Below are 23,461 nucleotides of genomic sequence, written 5' to 3'. Positions count from 1 at the left end.
ATGAAAAAACATTTACTGCTATTGCAGAAAATTATGCGTCATACTCTTCTTGTTTACTGCGCTATTATCGCCTGTTCGCAATTGTTATTTGCGGAAAGTTCCAACGGACAGGCCTTAGATAAAAGAATCAATATCTCTTTCAAAAGAGAGAACCTGCTGAACGTTATTGAGCAATTGAGGCTGAAAAGCGGAGTCGATTTTGCCTACGACCCGGCCTACCTCAACCTTCGGAAAATCAAAGTCGGCGAAATGGACTTTGATCAGAAAAGAATCTCTTCCATCCTGATGAGCATTTTCCAGGAAACAGATATTGTTTTTAGAGAAGAAGTGCCGGGGATGATCACCCTGCTCCGCAACCAGGAGCCAGGTAAGATCAGCGGTAAAATTGTGGACGAAAAGGGAGAACCTTTGCCTGGAGCAACAATTAAAGTTATAGAGCTGAATGCAGTAGTACAGAGCAATACAAATGGCACTTACAGCATCAGCGCCGCTCCCGGACTTTATACACTTGTGGTGAGTTATATTTCTTATGGCAGTGTGACCCAGACTAAAGTAAATGTAAAAGCCGGAGAGACAACCAGCTTAAATGTTTCTTTAACGGCAGAACCGGGGACGTTAAATGAAGTGATGGTGGTGGGATATGGTACTCAGAAAAGAGAAAACCTGACTGGTGCCGTCGATCAGGTGACTTCAAAAATGCTGGAGAACCGGGCGGTTCCAAATCTTGCTCAGGGTTTGCAGGGGATGATCCCGAATTTGAACCTTAGCATTGGAGATGGAAAACCGATCCAGTCGCCGGCCTATAACATCAGAGGTACGACTTCAATTGGTCAGGGCGGTAATGCTTTGGTATTGATCGATGGTGTAGAGGGAGATCCTTCAAGAATCAATCCCAATGATATCGCCAGTGTTACGGTATTAAAAGATGCGGCTTCTGCTTCGATTTATGGTGCCAGAGGTTCTTTTGGTGTAGTCTTGATCACGACTAAAAGCCCGGCAAAAGAAAGAACGTCTATCAGTTATACGATCTCACAGTCGATCAAGAAACCGACAACTGTTCCTGATTATGTGACTGACGGTTACACCTTCGCCCGTATGTTTAACGAGTCCTGGTCGGCCTGGAACGACTATTCTCAAACGCCTCAGAACATCAATAAAACAGTGAAATTCTCTCCGGCCTATCTGGAAGAATTAAAACGGAGATCGGAAGACCCGGGTTTACCGAAGTATGAAGTAAACAGTAACGGAGAATATGTGTATTATGGCAGTACCGACTGGTATGAGCAATTGTACAAAAGCCACAATATGGCTACAGATCAAAATGTTTCCCTATCGGGAGGAAGTGGAAAAACAGATTTTTATGTTTCAGGAAGGTCATTTACCCAATCGGGACTGTTCCGTTATAATTCCGACGACTACCAGTCTTATAACCTCAGGGCCAAGGGATCGATTGAATTGTATCCCTGGTTAAAAGTATACAACAATGCCGATTACTCTGCAATTAAATACCACAATCCGGTTAACGTTGGAGAAGGTGGAGGGATTTGGAGAAATATTGCGGATGAAGGACATAATGTTGCCCCAATGTTTAATCCGGATGGAACTTTAACTTTCTCCGCTGCCTATGGTGTAGGGGATTTATATTATGGCAAGAACGGGATTGATATGGACCGGAAAGTATTCCGCAATACTACAGGATTCAGCAGTAATTTCTTTGACAATACATTCAGGGTAAAAGGTGATTTTACCATTCAGAATACCAATAATAATGAAAGCAGAAGACGTGTTCCGGTTCCTTATAGCAGGAAACCAGGGGTAATTGAATATGTAGGGACCAATTATAATGACCTTCAGGAGCTGTACAGAACAACGCAATACCTGGCTACCAATATTTACGGAGAGTATGAGCCCAAATTGGGAAAGGACCATTATGTGAAAGTGCTTGCAGGTTATAATTATGAACAGTCTACTTACAAGCGTCTGGAGGCCGTACGTAATGGTTTAATTTTTGAAGATGCCAAAGACATCAGTCTCGCGCTCGGACAATCCATTACTACAAATGGAGGATATGATCAATGGGCGATCTTAGGCGGCTTTTACCGGTTAAACTACGCGTTTAAAGACCGCTATCTGGTGGAGATGAACGGGCGTTATGATGGTTCTTCCAAGTTTCCATCTAACCAGCGTTATGCTTTCTTCCCTTCAGTTTCAGCGGGATGGAGATTGAGCAAGGAACCTTTCTGGAAAGTAAGTCCAAATGCAATTACCGATGTAAAGATCCGTGCATCCTACGGTTCTTTAGGGAATGGTAATATTGGCTCTTATGCTTTTATGGAGAAATTCAATATTGCGCAGTCAGACAGGGTTTTAAATGGTGTACGCCCTCAGCAAACCGGTCAGCCTGGAGTAATTCCTGATGGTTTGACCTGGGAGACTTCTACGACGCAGAATTTTGGATTGGATATCGCTTTCCTGAACAACCGTTTAAACTTTAACGGAGATGCCTACATCCGTAAAACTACAGATATGTTTACCGTAGGGATGACCCTTCCTGCAGTATTTGGAATAGGGGTTCCTAAGGGGAACTATGCGGATCTGAAGACTAAAGGATGGGAAGCGAGTGTTTCCTGGAATGATAAATTCGAGGCTGCTGGCAAACCACTCAATTACTCAGTTCGGTTGACTTTGGCTGATTATACCGCCAAGATCCTCAAATTCAACAATCCGGAAAGAAGGCTGGATGACTATTATGCCGGGCAAACGGTAGGGGAGATCTGGGGATTTGTGACCGATGGTTATTATACCGCGGAGAATATCGCCACCTCACCTAACCAGGTTTTGTATAAATCATCCAATACCGGAAAGATCCTTCCCGGGGACATCAGGTTTGCTGACCTGAATGGAGATGGGGTCATCAATAACGGGGGCAATACGGTAGGTACTCCGGGAGATCGGAAGATCATCGGTAATTCTACCCCACGTTATACCTACGGGATTTCTCTTGGAGCCGATTGGAATGGCTTTTTCTTCAGCACCTTTTTTCAGGGTGTAGGAAAGATGGACTGGTATCCGGGCTCTGAAAACGGAACTTTCTGGGGGCAATACAACCGTCCGTATAATAAGGTTCCGAAATCTCAGCTCGGCAATATCTGGTCGCCGGAAAATCCGGATGCCTATTTCCCAAGGTACAGGGGCTATATCGCTCAGAATGGCTCGGCAACGCTTACACAGGTACAAACCAAATACCTTCAGAATGCAGCTTATATCAGAATGAAGAACCTGCAGGTTGGTTATAATGTGCCGCCAGCTTTCATCAAAAGAATAGGACTAAGCAATTTAAAAATCTTCTTTACGGGAGAAAACCTCTGGTCCTGGTCGCCTTTGTATAAAATTACCAGAGATCTGGATGTGGAGAACATTGGAAAATCAGACCGCGTATTAGAACCAGATGAGACTAAAAGTTCCGGTAACGGAAATAACTACCCAATTCTAAAAAGCTTCAGCTTAGGTTTATCGGCAACTTTCTAATCAGGACAAATGAACAATATTTTTAAAGATATTCATATGAAAAAATTCTTATTGTGGTTTATGGCAACCGGAATCTTATTTTCGGCTTGTAAAAAACTAGACCAGACACCGGAGGATACTGCAACAAATGCTGCTGTATTTGGAAACGAGAAAGGTCTGGAGCTGTATGCAAATTCATTTTATAAGCTGTTGCCCAGGGCTTCGGATGCCCATAAGGGAGACGCCATGTCTGACTATGCGGCACGCAGTCAGGCACCCAATTTCTTGCTGGAGGGCGCTTTTGGCTCAAGGCAGAGCGATGGCTGGAAATGGGAAAATCTCAGAAACATTAACTTTTTCCTGGAGAATAACAATGATCCCAAAGTACCTGCGTCAGTAAGAATACAGTATAATGCATTAGCGAGATTTTTCAGGGCTTATTTTTATTATGATAAAGTCCGGAGATTTGGCGATGTACCCTGGATCAACAAAACATTTAAAGTAGATGATCCGGACCTTTATAAGGGGAGGGACAGCCGTAGCTTAGTGATGGATTCTGTACTGGCAGATTTGAATTATGCTTGTGATAACCTGACCAGAACAACCGATAATTCCCGTTCATTGATCACTAAGTATGTGGCTCTTGGTTTTAAATCAAGAATCTGTTTATATGAAGGAACTTACCGTAAATACCATACAGAAGCATCGCTTACAGGAACTGCAAATCAATGGTTAAAGGACGCGGCCGATGCGGCAAAAAAGATTATCAGCTCAGGCAGCTTTAGCCTGAATACATCAGGTGGTACGGATATGGCGTATAGAAATCTTTTCATCAGTACTTCGCCGCTAGCCACAGAGGTGATGCTGGCTTCGGTAACCGACGCAAACCTGGCGGTTTACAATGATGCAAACTGGTGGTGGACAAGTGCAACCTATGGTTCCAGAATCAGCTTTACAAGAATGTTTGTCAACACTTACCTTAATATTGATGGTACACCCTTCACAAGCCGTGCAGGTTATCAGACGCTTCCGTTTAAAGACGAGGTTAAGGGCAGGGATAAACGGTTACAACAAACCATTAGAATGGGAAGTTATAAACGCTTAAATGGTGGGACACCAGAAGCAGCTCCCCCTATATTTTCTTATACCTATACCGGCTATCAGCCGATCAAGTGGGTGCTTGATGAAACGGGATATGACGGTGGTGAAAAAAATATCAATTCTATTTCTTTAATGCGTTATGCGGAAATATTGCTCAACTATGCGGAAGCAAAGGCAGAATTAGGTGGATTTGATGATGCAGACTGGGTAACAACGATTGGTGCTTTACGCCAAAGAGCTGGTATCACCGGAGGCTTAGCCTCAAAACCTGTGATAGCGGATGTTTATCTGAGGGATAATTATTTCCCTGACATTACTGATGCGACGCTTTTAGAGATTCGCAGGGAGCGCGGTATTGAACTTTCATTGGAAGGACTTCGCTTTGATGACATTGTGAGGTGGAAAAGAGGGGAACTGATGACTAAGGTCTGGAACGGTTTTTATGTTCCGGCATTGAATGTCCCGATGGACCTTAACGAAGATGGGGTAATGGATGTTTGTTTTTATCAGGTCATGCCTGCCACAAAGGTTCCGGGAGTGACCTATGTCAATGTTGCTGCAAAAGTGAACGGTCAGGACAATCCTCAGCGTTTGTCAAATGATACTTACGGAGAACTCACCTGGTTGGCCGGCACTACCCGTATTTTTAAGCAGAGACATTATGTATATCCGATTCCTGAAGCGGATGTATTGTTCAATCCCAACCTTAAACAGCATCCGGATTGGCTGGGTCTGTAATTTATAATTCAATCACATTTTTTAAATCACATATAATGAACATCAAATATTTAATATTATCCACATTTTTTATAGGCCTGAGCATAACTGCTTCCGCCCAGCAATTCACAGTGGGCTCATTTAACCTGCGTTATGACAATGCAGGAGATGAAGGCAACCGCTGGGAAAAGAGGGGACCTGTAGCGGCCAGCCTGATTCGCTTTCATCAGTTCGATATTTTTGGTACCCAGGAGGGATTGAAAAACCAGATCAGCGATCTGGATGGCTTACTACCTGAGTTTGTACATTATGGTTTAGGAAGGGATGATGGCAAAGATGCAGGAGAACATTCTGCTATTTTCTATCGCAAGGATAAGTTTAAGCTGTTGAATAAAGGAGATTTCTGGTTGTCGGCAACACCTGATAAACCAGGACTGGGTTGGGACGCAACCTGTTGCAACAGAATCTGCAGCTGGGTATATCTGGAGGACGTTAAAAGCAAAAAGAAGTTTTACTACTTTAATGCGCATTTTGACCATCAGGGAAAAATTGCAAGAGTAGAAAGCGGAAAGCTGATGTTGAAAAAGATTAAAGAAATCGCAGGAACCAGCCCGGCAGTCTTTACGGGAGACCTGAATGGGGGACAAAAAAGTGAATGGTATTTAACATTGGCGAACTCCGGTCTTTTAACGGATACTTACACACAGGTGAAACACCCTTATGTAAATAACTCCTCGTTTAATTCCTGGGGAAAAGACGTTGGGGGATATGAAATTATTGACCATGTATTTGTAACCAAAGGCTTCACTGCAAAGCGATGGGGGATCCTGACCGATACCTATCATGGTAAATATGTTTCGGATCATTTTCCTATTCTGGTGGATGTGAACCTGAAGTAATTCACTATTCTTTTATAGTCTTAACGGGGTTTTCTGATGAAACAGAAAACCCCGTTTTTGTAAAAAGGAATTTGAACGATAACAGCTTCAGGCATAGATTCGGTTTGCTGAGTGATCGGGGAGGTCTTGCAGAGGGCATGGGAACCGTTGATCAGGTCTGATATTCCAAGCCTGTTTTATAGTTTTGTACTGATCGGTAAAAAAGTATATCTTTGTGGCTTAGTTTTTAGAAATATGTCTGGAAGGCCAAAAATATTTGAGGAAGAAGAAGTCGTCGGTAAAGCTGCGGCACTGTTCTGGTTAAAAGGATACGAAGCCAGTTCTACAGAAGAATTGCTGGTGGCTATGGGAATCGGAAAGGGGAGTTTTTACCTGGCTTTTAAAGGCGGTAAAAGAGAACTTTTTGAGAAGGTCTTAACAGCGGTCAGCAAGCAGGAGCTGAAGCAGCTCAGGGATAGGCTGGCCATTGCGGAGAACCAGGTGGAGATCATCAAAGACCTTTTCAGGAATATCGGCCTCGCCTCAAGAGAAACCAATGAAAAAGGCTGTCTGTTCGGTCATACCATCGCCGATTTTTCTGCCAGAGATCTGGCTTTAACCAATATCGCCGCTCAGCATTTACAGCAGCTGGAAGAAATCTTTCATCAGGTCATTCTACGGGCCCTTGAGAAAGGACAGCTCAGGACCAGCGAAGACCCGGCCCTGCTGGCCAGTCATCTGATTACCGTGTGGAATGGTCTGGGGATTTCCAGAAGGATATCTTCTCAGTCAGGATCGCTAAGTCCCTTAATAGAAATGCAACTGAAAGTGTTGCTGTAGTTTTTTTATCCTATTATGTACCGTTTGGTACATAATGATTTTGTTTCCCCAATTCGTATAAATACAGTTCAAAATGATCCTTGAAAAAGAAGAAATTCCGCAGCCTCAGCTGCCCCCTTTAATGGTTCTGCTATTTGCCATCGCAGCTGGATTGGCCGTTGCCAATGTCTATTATGCACAACCAATGCTCCACCTCATGGCTGCCGAATTTGGAATTCCCAAAGGCGCTGCAGGAATAATTGTAACCATTACCCAAACCGGCTATGGGCTTGGGTTGCTGCTGATCGTCCCTTTGGGAGATGTGCTGAACCGGCGGAAACTGATTTCCGGACAAATGCTGTTGTCGGTATTCGCACTTCTGATCATTGGTTTCGCCCACCATCGCTTTGTTTTCTTTGGCGGAATGGTATTATTGGGCTTGCTTGCAGTAGTGACGCAGGTGCTGGTGGCCTATTCTGCTACTTTAGCCGCTCCATCTGAACGTGGACGCGTGGTTGGGTTGGTTACAAGCGGGATCGTAGTGGGCATATTGCTGGCGCGTACGATATCCGGAACAATGGCCGACCTTGGCGGCTGGCGTGCTGTTTATTTGCTCTCCGCGGGCCTGACTTTAATTTTAACAGGGATCCTGATGAAGGTCTTGCCGGTAGCTGATCCGAACAAGACATTTACCTCTTATCCGAAATTGCTGATTTCTATGTTCAGGCTATTTGCTGCTGAACCTTTGCTGCTGATTCGCTCGCTGATTGCCATGTTCCTTTTCGCTGCTTTCAGTACGCTTTGGACAGCCCTGGTATTCCCATTGAGTGCCCCGCCATTTTCGCTGTCTTCCACAGAGATTGGTCTATTTGGCCTGGTAGGGGTGCTGGGTACATTAGGGGCAGCAAAGGCCGGACAACTTGCGGACCGGGGCAAGGCACAATGGACCACAGGGATCGCCTTATCGCTCTTGCTGCTGTCCTGGTTTCCGATTGGTTTTACGGAATCCTCCCTCTGGGCACTGGTGCTGGGGATCATTATACTTGACCTCGCCGTTCAGGCCGTTCATGTGACCAATCAGAGTATGATTTATACTTTGCAGCCGGAAGCAAGGAGCCGGATCGTTGCAGGATATATGATCTTTTATTCCATTGGCAGCGGACTGGGATCCATCACGGCGACTACAGTATTTGCGGCCTCAGGCTGGAAAGGAGTCTGTGTTCTGGGTGCAGGATTTAGTTTCCTGGCATTGCTCTTTTGGTCGTTAACGCGAAAGTACGCGAAGACTAAGCTTTAGAAAATTCAATATGGTCATGTTCTTCGATAATCCTGACGAGTTTGTCGGCGAGCTTTTTTCCCAAGTCCAGTTTGCTCTTTGAAAAATCCTTCCAGATGAGCTTTATGGGTTCTTTATATTCATGGACGCCAAAGCCACCTTCCAAAAGGTCGCTGAAAGCGTCCAGATTATGGCCGGTTTGCCAGTCCAGATCTTTACTCAATACCTTATCTGTTTCTAAGTAAAATGTGGCTAATTCTGAAAAGTTCCCCCCGTTGATAATGATTGTTTTCTTGTCCATTTGATACTGCTGTTAGATCCAATTCAATGGTTTCCTTTCGGAAATACATTTGGGCTTAACAATCCTGATCAGGAAATAGTTTTAGAATTGAAACAATTGCCGGCTCAGACACTTGTCCTGCTGGCATACATGTACCAATTCCATTCCCAGGTTTTACCCCGGTCTGTTGAAAATGCCTGGCTCCATACCGGATAATCCGGGTCCCTCTTGTCCCATTGAAATAAGACCAATACCTGCTGACCATTGAATACATCCCAGGCATAAAATTTCCCGATATCCCCATCAAAGGAACCGATTTGTGGCGGATCAAATGAAACTACATTACTATCGGCCCAGTAAATGCTCCAAAGTTTGGTTTGTGGGTTAAACAAGCGAACGGCCATGCCCTCAAAGGGCTCTCCATCCAGCGATGTGATGAACCTGTTCATGTTTCCAAATCCCCTTAATAAAGGACTGGCTTCTTCGGTAGCCTCAAATTCTATCCATTCTTCAGAATTGGCCAATCTGGTTTTCAGTTTTTTATTTTTAATGTTCCACTTTCCAAAGTAAAAGTCAAAATCGCTGGCCGAAGAGGAGATGGCGGGACTGATGATCAGTTCATCAGCTTCATTTATCTTAAAATTGTGCATGTCTTGTGTTTTTTTTGATTTCCGGTATAAAGTAAAGAAGCCAGACTGACAACCCTATGGCAGTGTGGTTTATTCAAATACATGTTTTATATTTGGATTAAGGGGGCCTGATTTATTCTATTTTTTAATGAGATGACCATAAGAAAAACACTGCGCCTGCTGCTGACTTTTTATTCCGGCTTCTTTCCGGCTACATTCCTGATTTCTCTGGCCTGTACGGGTCTTTTTATGTACCTGGGGATGGCTTCGTTAACGCTGCTGATCTGGTTTAAGGTCTTTACACTTGGCATCATCACCTATTATATCAGCAACTATAAGTATAAGGAATTCCTTTACTATCAAAATCTGGGGATCTCTAAAGTTTTTCTCTGGACCTGTACCATGAGTATTGAGCTGCTGATATTTGCGATGCTCTTCATCTTATCTTTAAAACTGGTATGATGAATAAACTTGAAGTAGACAGCGTTCTTCTCGAATATGGCTCCAGACGAATCTTATCTGATGTATACCTGAAATGTGAAACGGGAAAGGTAAGTGGTTTGCTGGGAAGAAACGGAAATGGGAAAACAAGTCTGATGAACATCATTTTCGGAAGCCTCATTCCCAACAGCAAATCGGTTCGTTTCAATGAAGTATCGGTTCCAAAGGCTTATGCCACTCCCGGATTACTGGCCTATCTTCCTCAGTTTAATTTTATCCCCGCAAGCTTAACGCTAAAAAGGGTATTTACAGATTTTGATCTGGACTACAGCACTTTTGAAAAGCATTTTCCGGAGTTTAAATCAAAGTATCAAAGCCGGGTAAGCGGACTTTCCGGCGGACAAAGGCGTTTACTTGAATTGTATGTGGTGATGAAGTCCAAATCGAAATTCCTTCTGCTGGATGAACCTTTTTCTCATTTGAGCCCTTTGATGATCGGAGTGATCAGGGAACATCTGGAAGAAGAAAAGAAAAACAAGGGCATTCTGATTACGGACCACTTGTATCGCCACGTGATTGATGCTGCTGATGATCTTTATGTATTGGCAGATGAAAATGTCCATCTGGTGAAACAAATGGCCGATATAGAGCGCCTGGGATATGCTCATTTAGACCATTAATCCAAATTAATTTTCAGGAAAATTTAGATATCTTAGTGGGGTAATTGATATAAAACATGAATAAAGCCGGCTTACTTTTTATTATTTTTCTTGGCCTAGCCTCAGGAACATTCGCACAACGACAAAATCAGTATTTTTTTAAGGACAACGGGGCCCGGGTAAGCCTTCGTGACAGCGCGGATTACCTGCGGATTGTGCAGGAGCCGGAACAGGGAACCAAGCTATATAAAGTAAATGAATATTATCTGGATGGAACAGAAAAGAGTTCGGGCCTTTCTAAAACGATAGATCCCCCATTGTACCAGGGGGCCTTTATTTCCTATTACAAAAATGGAAATAAACGGGTCGTCGGAAATTATATTGATGGAGTGCTGAGGGACAGTGTTGATACCTATTATCCAAATGGAAAATTGTATACCCGTATGGTCTGGTCGGGAAAGCCGGGGCAGAATTTATTAGGGGAAACGTATATACATACGGTTATGGATTCTACAGGAAGAGTTCTGGTGCAGAACGGCGATGGAGAAGCGATTTTTTATAATGCTGATTTTAATGAAATTGCAGAGCAGGGGAAGGTTAAGAATGGGACTTGTGATGGTATTTGGACCGGCGGAGACAAGAAATCCGGAATTCAATTCGAAGAAACTTACGAAAACGGGAAATTACTTTCCGGAGAAAGCAGGGACGCCTTTGGCGTAGTTTACCCCTATACAAAGAAAGAATCCCATCCGGAATTTAAAGGAGGAATCAATCAATTCTATAAATACCTGGGACGGAAAATTCAATATCCAAAAGGCGCACAACGGAGGGGTATAGAAGGGATCGTATATGTGCGTTTTGTGGTGAAGAAAGATGGAGCTTTAAAAGACATCAGGGTAATGAACTTTCTGGACGCGGAGCTTTCGGCAGAGGCGGTTAGGGTAATGGCGCAAAGCCCGGCCTGGATCCCGGGGGTTCAAAGAGGGATGCCGGTCAATGTACTTTATAATATCCCCATTTCCTTTAGCCTGGGGAGGTAATTTTTGAACTATGGACATTTCTAAAGAACTGGAAAGTAACATTCGGCTGCTGTTATCAAAAGGAAAAAAAGTTGAAGCCGTTAAACTGGTCAAGGATAACGTGCACTGCGGCCTGAAAGAGGCAAAAGACTTTATAGATGATTTTGGACGTATTGCTGTTGCACCATTGACCATTAATCCCGCTGATATGGAACGGGAACTCCTTTCCTTTATCGGGGAAGGCAGAAAAATGGAGGCCGTAAAGTTTTACAAGGATCATACCGGAGCAGGGCTGAAAGAAAGTGTAGATTATGTGAATTCCCTCCTGGATAAACAGCCCTTAAAAAACGCAGGTCCTGCAGGTAGAAGCAGAGAAACACAGCTGGCCGATATTGTGAAGCAACAGGAGTTGAAACCCAAATCAGGTTGTTTTATTGCCACCGCCTGTTATGGAAACTATGCTGCTCCCGAGGTGCTGATATTGAGGGCATTCAGGGATGAACAGTTGATGAATTCATTAGCAGGAAGGGCTTTTGTCCGGTTTTACTATGCCGTTTCTCCCTTTCTGGCCAGACAACTGGACCGGTCTGACAGGGCAAAAGAGCTGCTGAGGACTTACCTGTTAAATGGAATTGTCCGCAGGCTTTCAAAAAAAGACTAATCACAGGGATGGCGATCTTTTTAGGAATCATTGTATTTCATAAATAAAAGATGAACCTTTGACCGCATAAACGTTCCTGAAAAATATGGCAATAGGATTTACCCCGAAATATACAGAAGAAATTCCCTTAAATGCCGGAGAGGCCCAAAGCGCTCTGGTTCGCAGTGTAGAAGCAGTTCATCAATTAGGCTGGAAGGTCCTTCAGCTTAGTGCATCAGGCGTCATCGCTTATACAAATAAAGGCACTTTCTCCTGGAATGCAGAGTTAAGGGTAACGATTGAAGCCGAACAGGTGCAGATCGAAAGTGCTTCGACAGGAAGCGAGATGATAGACTGGGGCAGAAATAAAAAGACTGTTGACGAGTTTTTAGCGGCTTACAATGAATTTGCAACCCTTTCTCCGGAAGAACTTTCCTTTAAGTATGAATTGTTGAAAGCGGATTTCGTAGCTCCGGAAGAAGATGTGCTCAAGCTTCCTCCGGCAACAACTGCAGAAAGTATTAAAGAGTTCTTCTATGTTTTCAGGCCGGTAAAAGGATACACGGTTACGCCAGTTTTAATGTACCTGAATATCCTGGTTTTCATTGTGATGGCCATTGCCGGAGTGAATGTTTTTGAACCTTCTACGGAAAGCCTGCTCAGCTGGGGGGCTAATTTTCGCCCTTTGACCTTGGAAGGGCAACCCTGGAGATTACTGACCAATTGTTTTTTACATATCGGGATTTTACACCTGCTGATGAACATGTATGCATTGGTCTATATCGGATTGCTTCTGGAACCTTATCTGGGGAAGGTCCGGTTTATTTCGGCATATCTGCTCAGCGGCATCACGGCAAGTATTGCCAGTTTGTGGTGGAATGACCTGACGGTGAGTGCAGGTGCTTCAGGCGCGATTTTTGGAATGTACGGTGTATTCCTGGCCATGTTGACCACAAATCATATCGAAAAAACAGCACGTAAAGCATTGCTGACCAGTATTATGATTTTCGTTGCTTTCAACCTCTTAAATGGCGTTCGGGGAGGAATAGACAATGCTGCTCATATCGGCGGGCTGGTCGGGGGATTAATCATTGGCTATGCCTTCCTTCCGGGGTTGAAAAAACCAACACATGCAGGCTTGAAATTTGGAACCATCGGAGTGATGGCTGTATTGATATTGACAAGCTCCTTTGTGGTCTATCGGCAAATTCCAAATGATTATGGTGTTTACGACAAGAAATTCGCCGAATTTACCGCATTGGAAGCTAAAGCGCTGGAGGTCTATAAATTGCCAAAAGATGCACCTAAGGCGCAGCTGCTGAAAGGGCTTAAAGAGGATGGCCGGAACAACTGGCAAAAAAGTTTAAAGATCATTGAGGGGCTGGATAAACTGAACCTTCCTGCTGTATTTCATGAGCGGAACGTGATGCTTAAAAAATATTGTGAACTGCGGATTAAAAGCTATGATCTCGCCTATAAGGCCATTGCCGAAAATACAGAACAGTACAAAGAGGAAATGCAGGGCTATAATATAGAAATACAAAACCTCTTAAATGAGCTGACTGCCCAGAAATAAAATCAGAAAGCTGGGATGGAAACTGAGCTCAAATGCCTGTTCAGGCTTTGCAGGTTTTGAAGCGCATCTCCAATGGTATTGTTGAAGTAAACATATACCGTTTTTCCTTCCTCCTTCCAGTCTTTAATGTAACCGGCATATTCCATCAGAAAGTCATCGGTATACCCACCTTTATAATCTCCTTCAGGACCATGAAAACGGAGGTATACAAACTCCTGTTCCTGTGTCCTCATGGGGCTGGCAGAACCGGGTTTGTCATGAAGCACGATGGCCATCCGGAATTCGCGCATCAACTGCCAGGTGTCTTCCTGATACCAGGAAGGATGGCGAAATTCTAAGGCAACCTTCCATTGCTGCTGCGGATCGCCCAGCCGGACCTGATGGAGCAGTTGTGTCAGTTGATTCCGCTGATCACTTCTGAGGCTGGGTGGAAACTGAAGCAGCAGGCAGCCTTTCTTTTTGCCCGCTGCTGCGATAACGGTCATAAACCTGCCTACGGCCTCAGGATCAAATTCCAGCGCATGGCGATGGGTGATTTCTTTCCAGAGCTTAAAGGTAAAAGTAAAATCTTCAGGAACACTTTCTGCCCATTTTTGTACCGTGGAAGCCATCGGGATCTTATAAAAAGAACTGTTGATCTCTATGCTGTTGAATAAAGTTCCGTAAAAGGTTAAGCGGCTTTTATCGCGAAATTCCTCCGGATAATGTTGTTTATTGGGGAAGGGAAGGAGCAGGCCACTGGTTCCTGAATAAAAGCCTTGATTCGGAATTTCTGTTGCTTTCATAATCTATATAACAATTGAAGAGGAGATTGGGTTTTAAAACGTTGTTTTGCAATAAATGCTTAATTTTGAACTCATGATCCAAAGGAAAAACGAACATTGGTTTAGCATGCTTTTTATCTGGAAAGGCTCTGTCTTACCGCAACTCCTTCCAAGGCTGCTGATGCTGTTTCTGATGTCGGTGGGAATTGTATGGCTTAAAGGGACATTGTTTCATTTCAAAATCCCCCTGAGCCCGGCGCCATTTACCCTTTTTGGGATTGCATTGGCCTTATTCCTGGGGTTCAGAAACAATGCGAGCTACGACCGTTTTTGGGAAGCGCGCAAACTCTGGGGAGCTTTATTGAACGATACGCGTTCGCTCGCCAGGCAAGCCATTACCTTTAGCGGTTATCACCGGGATGGTAAAGAGGTGGATACCTTTCTTCGCTACCTGATTGCTTTTACCTATGCTTTAAAACATCAGTTAAGGGGAACGGATGCTACCGAAGACCTCCGGGAAAGACTCGATCCGACACTTGCAAAAAAATTAAGCACTGCTATATATAAACCCATCATGCTGATGAAGGAAATGGGGCTATGGGTTCAGCAGGCTAAGGAAAGCGGAAAAATTGACACCATCCTTCAGACCGCATTCGATGAAAACCTGAATAAACTATCGGATATTGTAGGAGGCTGTGAACGGATCGCTTCTACACCAATTCCTTATACCTATCATATCCTGCTGCACCGCACCGTCTATATTTATTGTTTTCTTTTACCGTTTGGATTTGTAGACAGCCTCAGCTGGCTCACTCCTTTCATCGTTATTTTTATCGCCTATACTTTTGTTGCACTCGAGGCGATTGCGGATGAGATAGAAGAGCCTTTTGGTACAGCCCCCAATGATCTGGCTTTAAATGCGATGGCACAAATGATCGAAACGACTTTGCTGGAAATGGGAGGGAAGCACCTTCCTGATTATGAGAAAAAGAGTATCGATGAGATCCTTGATTAAGTTAGCCTTCTGCAGGCTGGATGATCACAAAGCGTATAAAGGGAAATTCCTTTTTAATGATTTCACGGATGCCTGAGATGGCAGTGGTGATCTCTTCTGTGTCCATATCAGGTTTAAAAACCACCATAATCATCAATAGCACTTCTTCCGGTGATTGATAGATAGACATGACATTGGAAACACGGAGCACAGCCGGGTCTTGTTCTGTCAACAGTCTGATTTTTTCTTTTGTTTCCGGAGCAATGCCTTCACCCATTAATAAACTCCGGCTTTCTCTCGCGAGAATTGCAGATACAAAAACCAATAACAACCCCACCAGGACTGAGGCCAGTCCGTCCATATAATCCAGATCAAAATTGTGTCCAATGAGCATGAAGACCAATACGATCAGTAAACCCATAACAGCCGCACCATCTTCAAAGAGGACAAGGAAACTGGATGGGTCTTTGCTTTTTATGATGGCCTGCCACCAGTTCATTCCATTCCTGACCTTATTAAATTCTTTGATTGCAACAGACAGGGACCAGCCTTCAAAAACAATACATAAACCTAGTACAGCATAGTTTACCAAAGGGTTGCTGATGGGTTCCGGTTCGATAATGTGCTGTATTCCCTGGTAAATAGAGATGCCTCCGCCAAGACCAAAAATCAAAATGGAAACAATAAAAGACCAAAAGTAAAGCTCTTTTCCATAGCCAAAAGGCCTGCTGCTATCCGGTGCTTTTTTACTTCTTTTGAGTCCGTATAAGAGCAAAACCTGATTGATCGTGTCGACCAGAGAATGGATCCCTTCGGAAATCATTGCAGAGCTGTTTGTGAACCCTCCGGCAATAAATTTGGTCACTGCAATGAGGAGGTTTGCCGCCAAAGCACTGTAAATGGAAACGTTGTTTTTAGTCATGGGTTGCTTCCTCCTCAAAATCCCGGCCTTCCACCTGAATGGTGGTATGACTGATGTTGAAGTTGTTCCGGATGTGTTGCTGCACGGTTTTTAGCACTACATCAGAAAGCTGTCCCTCTTCGGCTACCACATGTACGCTCATTGCATTTACTCCGGAGGTCAGTACCCAGACATGAAGGTCATGAATTCCTGCAACCCCCTTCAGTTTTGCAGTCGACTGCCTCAGCTCCTGAATATCAATGTCTTTTGGTGTTCCTTCCAGTAAAATGCCGACAGATTCTTTCAGTAAGATCCATGTTCTCGGTAGGATAAACAAGCCGATTAAAGAGGATAAGATGGGGTCTGCATAATACCATCCGGTGGTCAGCATGATTACACCGGCAACAATCACACCTACTGAGGTCAGCATATCCGATAAAACTTCGAAATATGCTCCCTTCATGTTCAGGCTGTCTCCGGAACCTTTTCGTAAAATCATCATTCCTGCAATGTTCACCAACAGGCCGATTGCGGCAACGATCAGCATCATTTTGCTTTCTACTTTAGGGGGATCAGAGAAACGCAGCCAGGCTTCATAAAGGATATAAATCGAGATGACAATGAGGATGACCGCATTGGTTAATGCAGCTAATATTTCTGCCCGGTAATACCCATAACTGCGCTGTTCATTTGCAGGTCGCTCCGCGAGATTGATGGCAATAAGCGATAGCGCCAGACCTCCGACATCAGTCAGCATATGCCCGGCATCGGCCAGAAGTGCCAGACTTCCGGTGATGATCCCTCCTGCAACTTCCGCCAGAAGGTACAGGGCTGTGAAACCAAGAACAAGCTTTAGCTTCTTTTTATTCTTTCCTGAGGAAGAGACCGGAATTGAAGTCATTGGTGATGAACAAGGTAAATACAGTGATGATTAGTTCATTAACAAAAAACCTTTTCAATAGTTTACTATTTTTAACGAATGTTCCGCAGTATTCTCCATGTTAGAGCAGATAAAGGCAATGGACATATCAGGATGGCGGAGATCCTGAAAAGGAGGACGGGAAACGGAGATAGCAGGCAGAACGTGTTTATGTAAAGGGCTTTTTATTGGAATAAATTAAATGCCCGGAATATTTTGTATTAGAAATGTAATATCACCTGGCTAAGGAAATTAAGTTTTTATACCGGCAGAAAAACATGTATAATAGGAGTGATACAATTAACGTTAGTTATTTAAAATAGTGCATGATCTATGAAAAAATGTTTACCCCTGTTCCTTTTAGTGATCCTTTTTCCTGCTCTGGCCATTTGTCAGGATGTTTTCAAAGGAGGATCCAAAGAGAAGTTTGAAGCGTCGAGAAAGAAAATAGAGGCTGGAATAACTGAAAAGGAAAAAGACAAACTGGAGGTCGCCATGAGGGTATTGGCCCTTTCTGTGATTTATGAAAGGGGAGATCAGCCGGCAAACCAAAAGCGATCTTTTGATGAGGTGGTAAGAAAAAGAGTCAACGGAAAATCCGTGCCAGAGGTCTTCGTTCTGGCTGAAAACTTCGTAAAAGAAGATCATCAGCGAAAAATAGAGAAAATGGAAGCTGAGGTAAAAGTGGAAGCGCTTAAAAAGCAGAAAACTGATCAGCTAAAAGCTCAGTTAAATGTGCTGCAGGCGAAACCTGTAAAAGCAGATCTTTTGAATGGTCAGCTGATCATTTATTGTGCTTTTACCAATCAGGGCGACCGGGCAATCCTTAATTATACCACCGTAATCGGATATTCTTCTACAGAGGATGAGAATGATGGCTGGAGCTGCAGCAAAGGATCTTCCGGCACAGACATTTTCAAGCCCCAGGAAACAAAAATATTTAGTTGCAGCTACCCATTTGATGCGGCTAAGAAAAATTCTACCGCCATAAAATGGGATAAGATGACTTTCCCGGTTACGGATTTCTCTGCCTATAACCTGCTGATGGATTGCTATACAGAAAAGCTGGAGATTGCCGGAACAAGTTATGCTTTGGGCAATAATGAATTTACAAAAGAAGAAGGCCGCGCTTTGATAAAAAGACAGGTTGAATTGGATAAACTGAAGGCTGAGCAGGTTAGTCTGGATGATTTTATGATCGTCAGGAAGAAATAGAAATGACAGAGACCATGATCAATTATCAGTATGCACAGCCCTCTGTGTTACTGAAATCAGCCGCGCATGAAAGTTTGTTGCTCTCCAATTATAGCGAAGTCCAGAAAGGTTCAGTCGCACCTTGCTTTTTCTGGGGGAAGCTCCATAAACCTTTCCTGCTGTCCCGCTGTTTGATCACCTTATCGAATGTGGTACAGTCGTCTTTTAACCTCTCGCCGGCAGAATCGGCGAAGCTCAAAGATCCCATTGTAACCGCCGGAAATGGAAAATTACGCTTCGAAGGCTTTTCACATTGTGCAGGTGTTTATGCGCGTGTAGATGTTTTGCCTGATGGCCTGGACGGAGAGTTTATTGAAAATGGGACCACCAATGTCGATTTTAATCAGCCGATGATCTCGGCATTAGGCGGAATCAGACCGGAAGAACAGGTCATGCTTTCTGTTGGAAGTCAGGAACTTTCCCTGCATAAAGAAGGGGGTACAGTATTGGAGAAAAAAGTACCCCTTCCATTGAAATGGATTAAAGGTCTGACGACCGTACAAATTTTTCTGTCCGAATCCGCCATATCTCATACCTTTAACAAATTACAGGCCTTACAATTGTTCCAGGGCATTCCGAAAGGCGTGTTGAAAAATGATTATTACCTCGTTAACCGGGGGAACCGCCCCTTGTTTTCTCCTTTGAAATCACCGGGAGCAGTCTGTATCGGCGGTCTTCAGCGCCTGCGTTTACTGGAACCTTTATTGCCATACCTGGATAAACTTTGTGTATTTCCTCATCCGGGGATGCAATCTACTACCTGGCAGCTTTATTTCGGGCCATTGCGATTCAGTCTCTCTTTATCCAGGGAATCCTGGCGTGGATTTTCGGGGGAAGGGGCTGCACTTGAAGCGCTGATTGAAGATGTTCCGGATAGCTGGGTGGACGCGATGGACAAATACAGCTACGCCAATCAGGAGTTTAATCCTTCTTTATTGGCAGTAGAAGAAGACCTGGATTTCAGGCAGGTAGAGAACCTGACCGGAAGGTTGGCTGCGATGGGATTGCTGGGCTTTGATCTGGACGACAACCGTTTTTTTTACCGTCGTTTGCCCTATCGCCTGGATCGGATCATGAGCCTCAATCCAAGAATGAGAGATGCGGAGAAACTGATTCTTGAAGCTAAGGTTCAGATCGTCAGTCGCCATGAAGGCAAAGTAGATGCGAGAGTGGAGGGGTCCGGCCTGAAACATACCGTCGTCCTTGAAGGAGAGAAAGCCAGATGTACCTGCACCTGGTTTAGCAAGTACCAGGGAGATCGGGGCGCATGTAAACATGTACTTGCCGTTAAAAAAATGATTACGAATATTTAAATTGATAATGATAGAAGCGTACCTCGATATATTGGAAGAAGGCAGGAAAGATTTGCTGATTCCCTTTTTAAAATCATATACCGCTAAAGAAAGACATGCGCTTGTTCAGACGATCAAAAAGGAAGAGCGGCGTTTAGATAAATATGAATTCAGGGGCAATGGTAAATATTCCAGAATAGCAACTGATGAACAGTTATGGATCCTGTCTGTGAGCACATTCATCTGCTTTGGATCTGAAGATAGAAAAGCACTGCAGGGCTGGACCTGGCGGGCTTACCAGGATATGGACGAAATTCTGGAATGGCATTGCCCTTCCTGGTTTTCTTCTTTTATTCATGGTTTAAAGGATGAGGAGTTTCTTCCGGTTCCTTATCTATATGTATTGGACTGGCAGGAAAAAGGATACCTGTCTGCAAGTCCGGAATTGCTGGCGGCCATTTTGCCCATGTCGATCTATGTAAAGGACGATAAAATAGCACATTCTTTTCATTTTCGTCCGGAAGAGCTGGAAAAGAACCCCACTACACTGGAGCAGCACATCTGGTATCTCTTTGAATATCCCAGCATCGTGAATCGAGTAGAACGGTTTTTAAGCGTGATTGCCGGAGAAAAGGAACAGGAGAAATGGATGGATGTAATTCAGCGGCTGACTAAAAGCGGGCAGATGGACAGAATGAGGGTGCTAAAAGAGAGTTTGCTGGCGGTTAACCGTAATTTCAACAAAACGCAGACAGCCTGGTTTGTGGATCTTTTTCTGTTATTGAATCCGGTAGAAAAAGAATTGATCTGGCTGCAGGATCAGCTTTTCTCTGCATTGTCCAGTGTACAGTCTAAAGCGGTAGGAGCGGTACTGATCCTTTTTAAAAAGCTATATGCCCATCCTGATTTTCGCAGGACTGATTTTATCGCACAGCTGTCTGTATTGTTTTCTTCCGAGGTGAAATCTGTAGCGAAAACAGCGCTTTCTATCGCAGAGAAGATCGCGGAAGCTGCGCCTGACCGCAGGCAGGATATTTGTATCCAGGCAATCAATATCTTTTTGAGTAAAGATGAAGCCTTACAGTTACAGTCAGCGAAATTGATCAGAAAATATGGGGATATGGACAATACTGAATTAAAGGAAGCAGTTGTTCCTTATACAGAGGCCATCCTTATGTCGGTGAGGCCTTTATTGCAACCCTGGTTAACTACCCTTGAACCGGGGCAGGCTGGTGATCAGGGAGGTCCTGGGCAGCTGGAGGAAGGAGATCCTCTGCAGTTTCGCCTGATCAGTGCAGATCACCGCATTCCGGAACTGAAAGACCTCACGGATCTTATTTTTCTTGCCGGACAATCGATGGACAATAATGAACCTTATCATTTTGACCTGTTGCCGGCAGCAATACTACAGTTCAGCAAGGAGATTACCGGAGAAACCATCGCACAACTGGAACCTGCTTTTTTGCGTGCTTATAAAGCGAACAGTCAATGGTCTTCCGGATTGGGTTTATTTGATCGCTTACTTGCCGCTTTTCTGATCAGCTATAGTGGCTACCTGACGGTACAATTTCCGGAACATGCCTCCGGACTGATCAAGTTAAAGAAGCAGTACCCGACAGGGGACCTGGACCTGGATTCCTGGGGACGCCGGATCGATTGCCACCTGTTTGATCCGTTTAAAATGATTTTCGATTCGGTACTGGAGCAAATAAAAAAAGGGACTTCAATTCCTTTGTTGTCTACCTCGACTCACACTCCTTCATATATTGATCCGGGAATACTCGTGCAAAGGTTTAAGGCCTATCAGGAGGCAGGAGCGGAGCCTGATGCCATGGATGTACAGCTGGCGTTGCAGCGATGCGCATTGGATGATCCCGGGGAGGCTTTGGGAATGGCGCAATCTGAATTGCAGGGAGAGTATAAAGCGCTGCTGACTTACTTTTTAGACAAAAATGCATCCCTTGACGGGGAGGTCATACATCCCAACTGGTGGTTAACTGCGGCGATACTCCGTAAAGACGGACAGATCCCACAAGCCCTGAAGGCTGAGGCTGAGCAGGAAGTGCTTCAGGCTTTATTTAAGGGGGAGTTTGAATGGAAAGCTTCTTTGAATGAGTATCTTGCGTATGGGGAATACAATTACGAAACGGGTAAATCCGAACGTTATAAAGCCTGGAGTCCGGAGATTTTAGTGAAATATCCCGTCCATGCTTCCAAAAAAAGAGCGCGCTATCTGTTTGTAGAGTACTTCTTTGAGAAAGAACTTCAGGAAGCATGGGAAACGGATGTCCCGAGGCTGATCTTTGCTTTTCCTAACCATCCTGACCTGATCTTAAGCAGCCGGATTAATCAATATCTTAAAATCTCCTATGCGGAGAGTGATGGGTTAAGGGCGCTGATCAAAATGTTGATGTCGCTCCGTCAGCTGAATGGAGAGTTGTCGCCTTTAGGGAATTTAATTGTTGCTGCAGGGATGCTCCATTCTGATAAAACGGTCCGCGGATATGCCGCAGAACTTTGGTTTGAAAGGGTTGAAGAAAGAAGGATTACCAGCGCGGAGACCGGCAGGATACTGGGATTGCTGGAACGGATAGAATGGGCACCTCTGAAAAGATTAACGGATTTGATGATGAGCCATATGATGGGCTTGAGTACCGCTCATCATATGGCATTGGAAGAGCTGATTGTGGCTTTACTTTCCCAACTGGAAACAGAACCGGTTAAAAACCTTAAAAAGCTATTGGAAATTTACCATGAACTGATTGCCTTAAATGGTTCGGTCGCAGATCTGGAGAAGATACCTCAGCTCAAGACCTGGCACATCACCGGCAGTCTGAAAAAAGTAGTTGGAGAATTATTGAGCAAACAGTTATAAATTGAAAAAGGCCATTAAAAGGGCATGTTGTCCTTTTTAATGGCCTTTCTGATGATCCTGATATTTAACAGCACTGGAGAATCAGCCAGCTGTTTTCAAATTTTTCTTCCTTTAAATCTGCTTCTTTAATCCAGAAGTATAGCCTGCCTGAATCTCCCCACATCATTCCACATTCGTCTTCATTGCTGTCTATCTGCAATAGTAAATTCCAATTTCCGGAATTGTCTTTTAAAGATTGTGCTTTGGGGTCCTCATAAGCGGTAGCATCACCACAATAGAATCCATTGCTAACGAGCTCACACTCATATTCCATTCCACCCTGAATGTTGTTGGAATGCCCCAGTACCTTATTGACATTTCCTTCATTAAGGTCTTCATTCAAATTGTAATAACTATCGTATTCTTCATCACTGAGATTGACTTCTTCCATGAGGCTGCTTTGGTAGTCCGGAACGTCGGGAGCGGCACTGTAAGTCAGAGATGCCGGCTCAAAAAATGCCCAGTCTTCCAGTTGCTCCGGTTTTTCTTTTCTCACCAGGGCGCTGAGAGGGCCTTTATAATAGTATACTTTGGACTTGTCTTTATCCTCAGGATCATAACCCCAGGTTTCCTGACTGGAGTCATAAAAAAAGTAAAGGATTCCTGTTGCAGGTAGCTTAGCTTCCAGATCAAGATGATGTAATTCTTCCAGATTGATCTGGGCTATAAAAGACATCGGAGCGCCATCATTCGCAAACCAGCTCATGTTTTCCGGTAAGTCAGGTAATCCTCCGATTTTGGATTGTCCTAAATGGATTTGTGTCTCTGCCTTTTTATTTAAAGTAATGTGAATGCCGTTTTTTATTTTCGGCGCTGCAATTTCCCATATTCTGGAGAGGTGATTTTCTTCAAATAGTTGCTTTAACTGTTCTTTGTTCATA

General features: G+C 44.1%; 20 protein-coding genes. 14 read left to right on the top strand and 6 right to left on the bottom strand.

What is annotated here, in order from left to right:
• The 5 genes from DBR43_RS17735 (at window position 1) to DBR43_RS17715 (ending at window position 8,319) form a co-directional block, all read left to right on the top strand.
• Window positions 1–3,528 carry a SusC/RagA family TonB-linked outer membrane protein gene (locus DBR43_RS17735; RefSeq protein WP_124583184.1) on the top strand — a complete coding sequence of 1,176 codons (3,528 nt, stop codon included), beginning with the start codon at window positions 1–3 and terminating at the stop codon, window positions 3,526–3,528.
• 36 nt (window positions 3,529–3,564) lie between these two features.
• On the top strand, window positions 3,565–5,346 hold the full coding sequence (locus tag DBR43_RS17730) for a RagB/SusD family nutrient uptake outer membrane protein (protein WP_124583182.1): 1,782 nt from the start codon (window positions 3,565–3,567) through the stop codon (window positions 5,344–5,346).
• 35 nt (window positions 5,347–5,381) lie between these two features.
• Window positions 5,382–6,224 carry an endonuclease/exonuclease/phosphatase family protein gene (locus DBR43_RS17725; RefSeq protein ID WP_124583180.1) on the top strand — a complete coding sequence of 281 codons (843 nt, stop codon included), beginning with the start codon at window positions 5,382–5,384 and terminating at the stop codon, window positions 6,222–6,224.
• 234 nt (window positions 6,225–6,458) lie between these two features.
• Entirely contained in the window at window positions 6,459–7,043 is a 585-nt protein-coding gene (locus tag DBR43_RS17720; RefSeq protein WP_124583178.1) for a TetR/AcrR family transcriptional regulator, read from the top strand.
• 73 nt (window positions 7,044–7,116) lie between these two features.
• The gene (locus tag DBR43_RS17715) at window positions 7,117–8,319 is read left to right on the top strand and encodes an MFS transporter (protein WP_124583176.1); all 1,203 of its coding nucleotides are present in this window, start codon (window positions 7,117–7,119) and stop codon (window positions 8,317–8,319) included.
• On the opposite strand, the gene DBR43_RS17710 is transcribed toward DBR43_RS17715, so the two are convergent.
• Together DBR43_RS17710 and DBR43_RS17705 are read right to left on the bottom strand one after the other, a co-directional pair.
• Window positions 8,309–8,599 carry a barstar family protein gene (locus tag DBR43_RS17710; RefSeq protein ID WP_124583174.1) on the bottom strand — a complete coding sequence of 97 codons (291 nt, stop codon included), beginning with the start codon at window positions 8,597–8,599 and terminating at the stop codon, window positions 8,309–8,311. The two genes, DBR43_RS17715 and DBR43_RS17710, sit on opposite strands and share 11 nt — an antisense overlap.
• Window positions 8,600–8,703: 104 nt before the next feature.
• Window positions 8,704–9,228 (bottom strand): hypothetical protein, encoded by a 525-nt coding sequence (locus DBR43_RS17705; RefSeq protein WP_199757083.1) that lies wholly within the window; start codon window positions 9,226–9,228, stop codon window positions 8,704–8,706.
• A 132-nt stretch (window positions 9,229–9,360) separates the two neighbouring features.
• Between DBR43_RS17705 and DBR43_RS17700 the strand changes: the two genes are divergently transcribed.
• From DBR43_RS17700 to DBR43_RS17680, 5 genes are all read left to right on the top strand, one after another.
• The gene (locus DBR43_RS17700) at window positions 9,361–9,669 is read left to right on the top strand and encodes a hypothetical protein (protein ID WP_124583172.1); all 309 of its coding nucleotides are present in this window, start codon (window positions 9,361–9,363) and stop codon (window positions 9,667–9,669) included.
• On the top strand, window positions 9,666–10,328 hold the full coding sequence (locus DBR43_RS17695; RefSeq protein ID WP_124583170.1) for an ATP-binding cassette domain-containing protein: 663 nt from the start codon (window positions 9,666–9,668) through the stop codon (window positions 10,326–10,328). Before DBR43_RS17700 ends, DBR43_RS17695 begins: the two co-directional genes overlap by 4 nt.
• Before the next feature lie 56 nt (window positions 10,329–10,384).
• Window positions 10,385–11,347, top strand: a complete 963-nt coding sequence (locus DBR43_RS17690) for an energy transducer TonB (RefSeq protein WP_124583167.1) — start codon at window positions 10,385–10,387, stop codon at window positions 11,345–11,347.
• Between the two features lie 10 nt (window positions 11,348–11,357).
• Window positions 11,358–11,987 (top strand): CFI-box-CTERM domain-containing protein, encoded by a 630-nt coding sequence (locus DBR43_RS17685; RefSeq protein WP_124583165.1) that lies wholly within the window; start codon window positions 11,358–11,360, stop codon window positions 11,985–11,987.
• Between the two features lie 85 nt (window positions 11,988–12,072).
• Window positions 12,073–13,542, top strand: a complete 1,470-nt coding sequence (locus DBR43_RS17680; protein ID WP_199757082.1) for a rhomboid family intramembrane serine protease — start codon at window positions 12,073–12,075, stop codon at window positions 13,540–13,542.
• Between the two features lie 2 nt (window positions 13,543–13,544).
• On the opposite strand, the gene DBR43_RS17675 is transcribed toward DBR43_RS17680, so the two are convergent.
• Window positions 13,545–14,327: a DUF72 domain-containing protein gene (locus DBR43_RS17675; RefSeq protein WP_124583163.1), complete on the bottom strand. Its 783-nt coding sequence runs from the start codon at window positions 14,325–14,327 to the stop codon at window positions 13,545–13,547.
• A gap of 73 nt (window positions 14,328–14,400) precedes the next feature.
• Between DBR43_RS17675 and DBR43_RS17670 the strand changes: the two genes are divergently transcribed.
• Window positions 14,401–15,321 carry a bestrophin family protein gene (locus tag DBR43_RS17670; RefSeq protein ID WP_124583155.1) on the top strand — a complete coding sequence of 307 codons (921 nt, stop codon included), beginning with the start codon at window positions 14,401–14,403 and terminating at the stop codon, window positions 15,319–15,321.
• Between the two features lies 1 nt (window position 15,322).
• On the opposite strand, the gene DBR43_RS17665 is transcribed toward DBR43_RS17670, so the two are convergent.
• Both DBR43_RS17665 and DBR43_RS17660 read right to left on the bottom strand, forming a co-directional pair.
• Window positions 15,323–16,222 carry a cation diffusion facilitator family transporter gene (locus DBR43_RS17665; protein WP_124583153.1) on the bottom strand — a complete coding sequence of 300 codons (900 nt, stop codon included), beginning with the start codon at window positions 16,220–16,222 and terminating at the stop codon, window positions 15,323–15,325.
• Window positions 16,215–17,102, bottom strand: a complete 888-nt coding sequence (locus DBR43_RS17660; RefSeq protein ID WP_124583151.1) for a cation diffusion facilitator family transporter — start codon at window positions 17,100–17,102, stop codon at window positions 16,215–16,217. The genes DBR43_RS17665 and DBR43_RS17660 overlap by 8 nt, the downstream gene beginning before the upstream one ends.
• A gap of 351 nt (window positions 17,103–17,453) precedes the next feature.
• Between DBR43_RS17660 and DBR43_RS17655 the strand changes: the two genes are divergently transcribed.
• Genes DBR43_RS17655 through DBR43_RS17645 form a run of 3 tightly spaced genes read left to right on the top strand, consistent with a single transcriptional unit; the run spans window position 17,454 to window position 22,541 of the window.
• Window positions 17,454–18,335 carry a hypothetical protein gene (locus tag DBR43_RS17655; RefSeq protein ID WP_124583149.1) on the top strand — a complete coding sequence of 294 codons (882 nt, stop codon included), beginning with the start codon at window positions 17,454–17,456 and terminating at the stop codon, window positions 18,333–18,335.
• Window positions 18,336–18,337: 2 nt separating this feature from the next.
• Complete coding sequence (locus tag DBR43_RS17650; protein WP_124583147.1) at window positions 18,338–19,687, top strand: SWIM zinc finger family protein; 1,350 nt, start codon at window positions 18,338–18,340, stop codon at window positions 19,685–19,687.
• A 7-nt stretch (window positions 19,688–19,694) separates the two neighbouring features.
• Window positions 19,695–22,541 carry a DUF6493 family protein gene (locus DBR43_RS17645; protein ID WP_124583145.1) on the top strand — a complete coding sequence of 949 codons (2,847 nt, stop codon included), beginning with the start codon at window positions 19,695–19,697 and terminating at the stop codon, window positions 22,539–22,541.
• A 64-nt stretch (window positions 22,542–22,605) separates the two neighbouring features.
• Here DBR43_RS17645 and DBR43_RS17640 read toward each other — a convergent pair whose 3' ends face one another.
• Window positions 22,606–23,460, bottom strand: coding sequence for a YwqG family protein (locus tag DBR43_RS17640; protein ID WP_124583143.1), 855 nt, complete (start codon window positions 23,458–23,460; stop codon window positions 22,606–22,608).
• Window position 23,461 lies beyond the last annotated feature (1 nt).

This window comes from Pedobacter sp. KBW06, from assembly GCF_003852525.1.
Taxonomy (GTDB): domain Bacteria; phylum Bacteroidota; class Bacteroidia; order Sphingobacteriales; family Sphingobacteriaceae; genus Pedobacter.
Note: the sequence above shows the minus strand (reverse complement) of the source record. Positions and strands in the feature narration are given on the sequence as shown.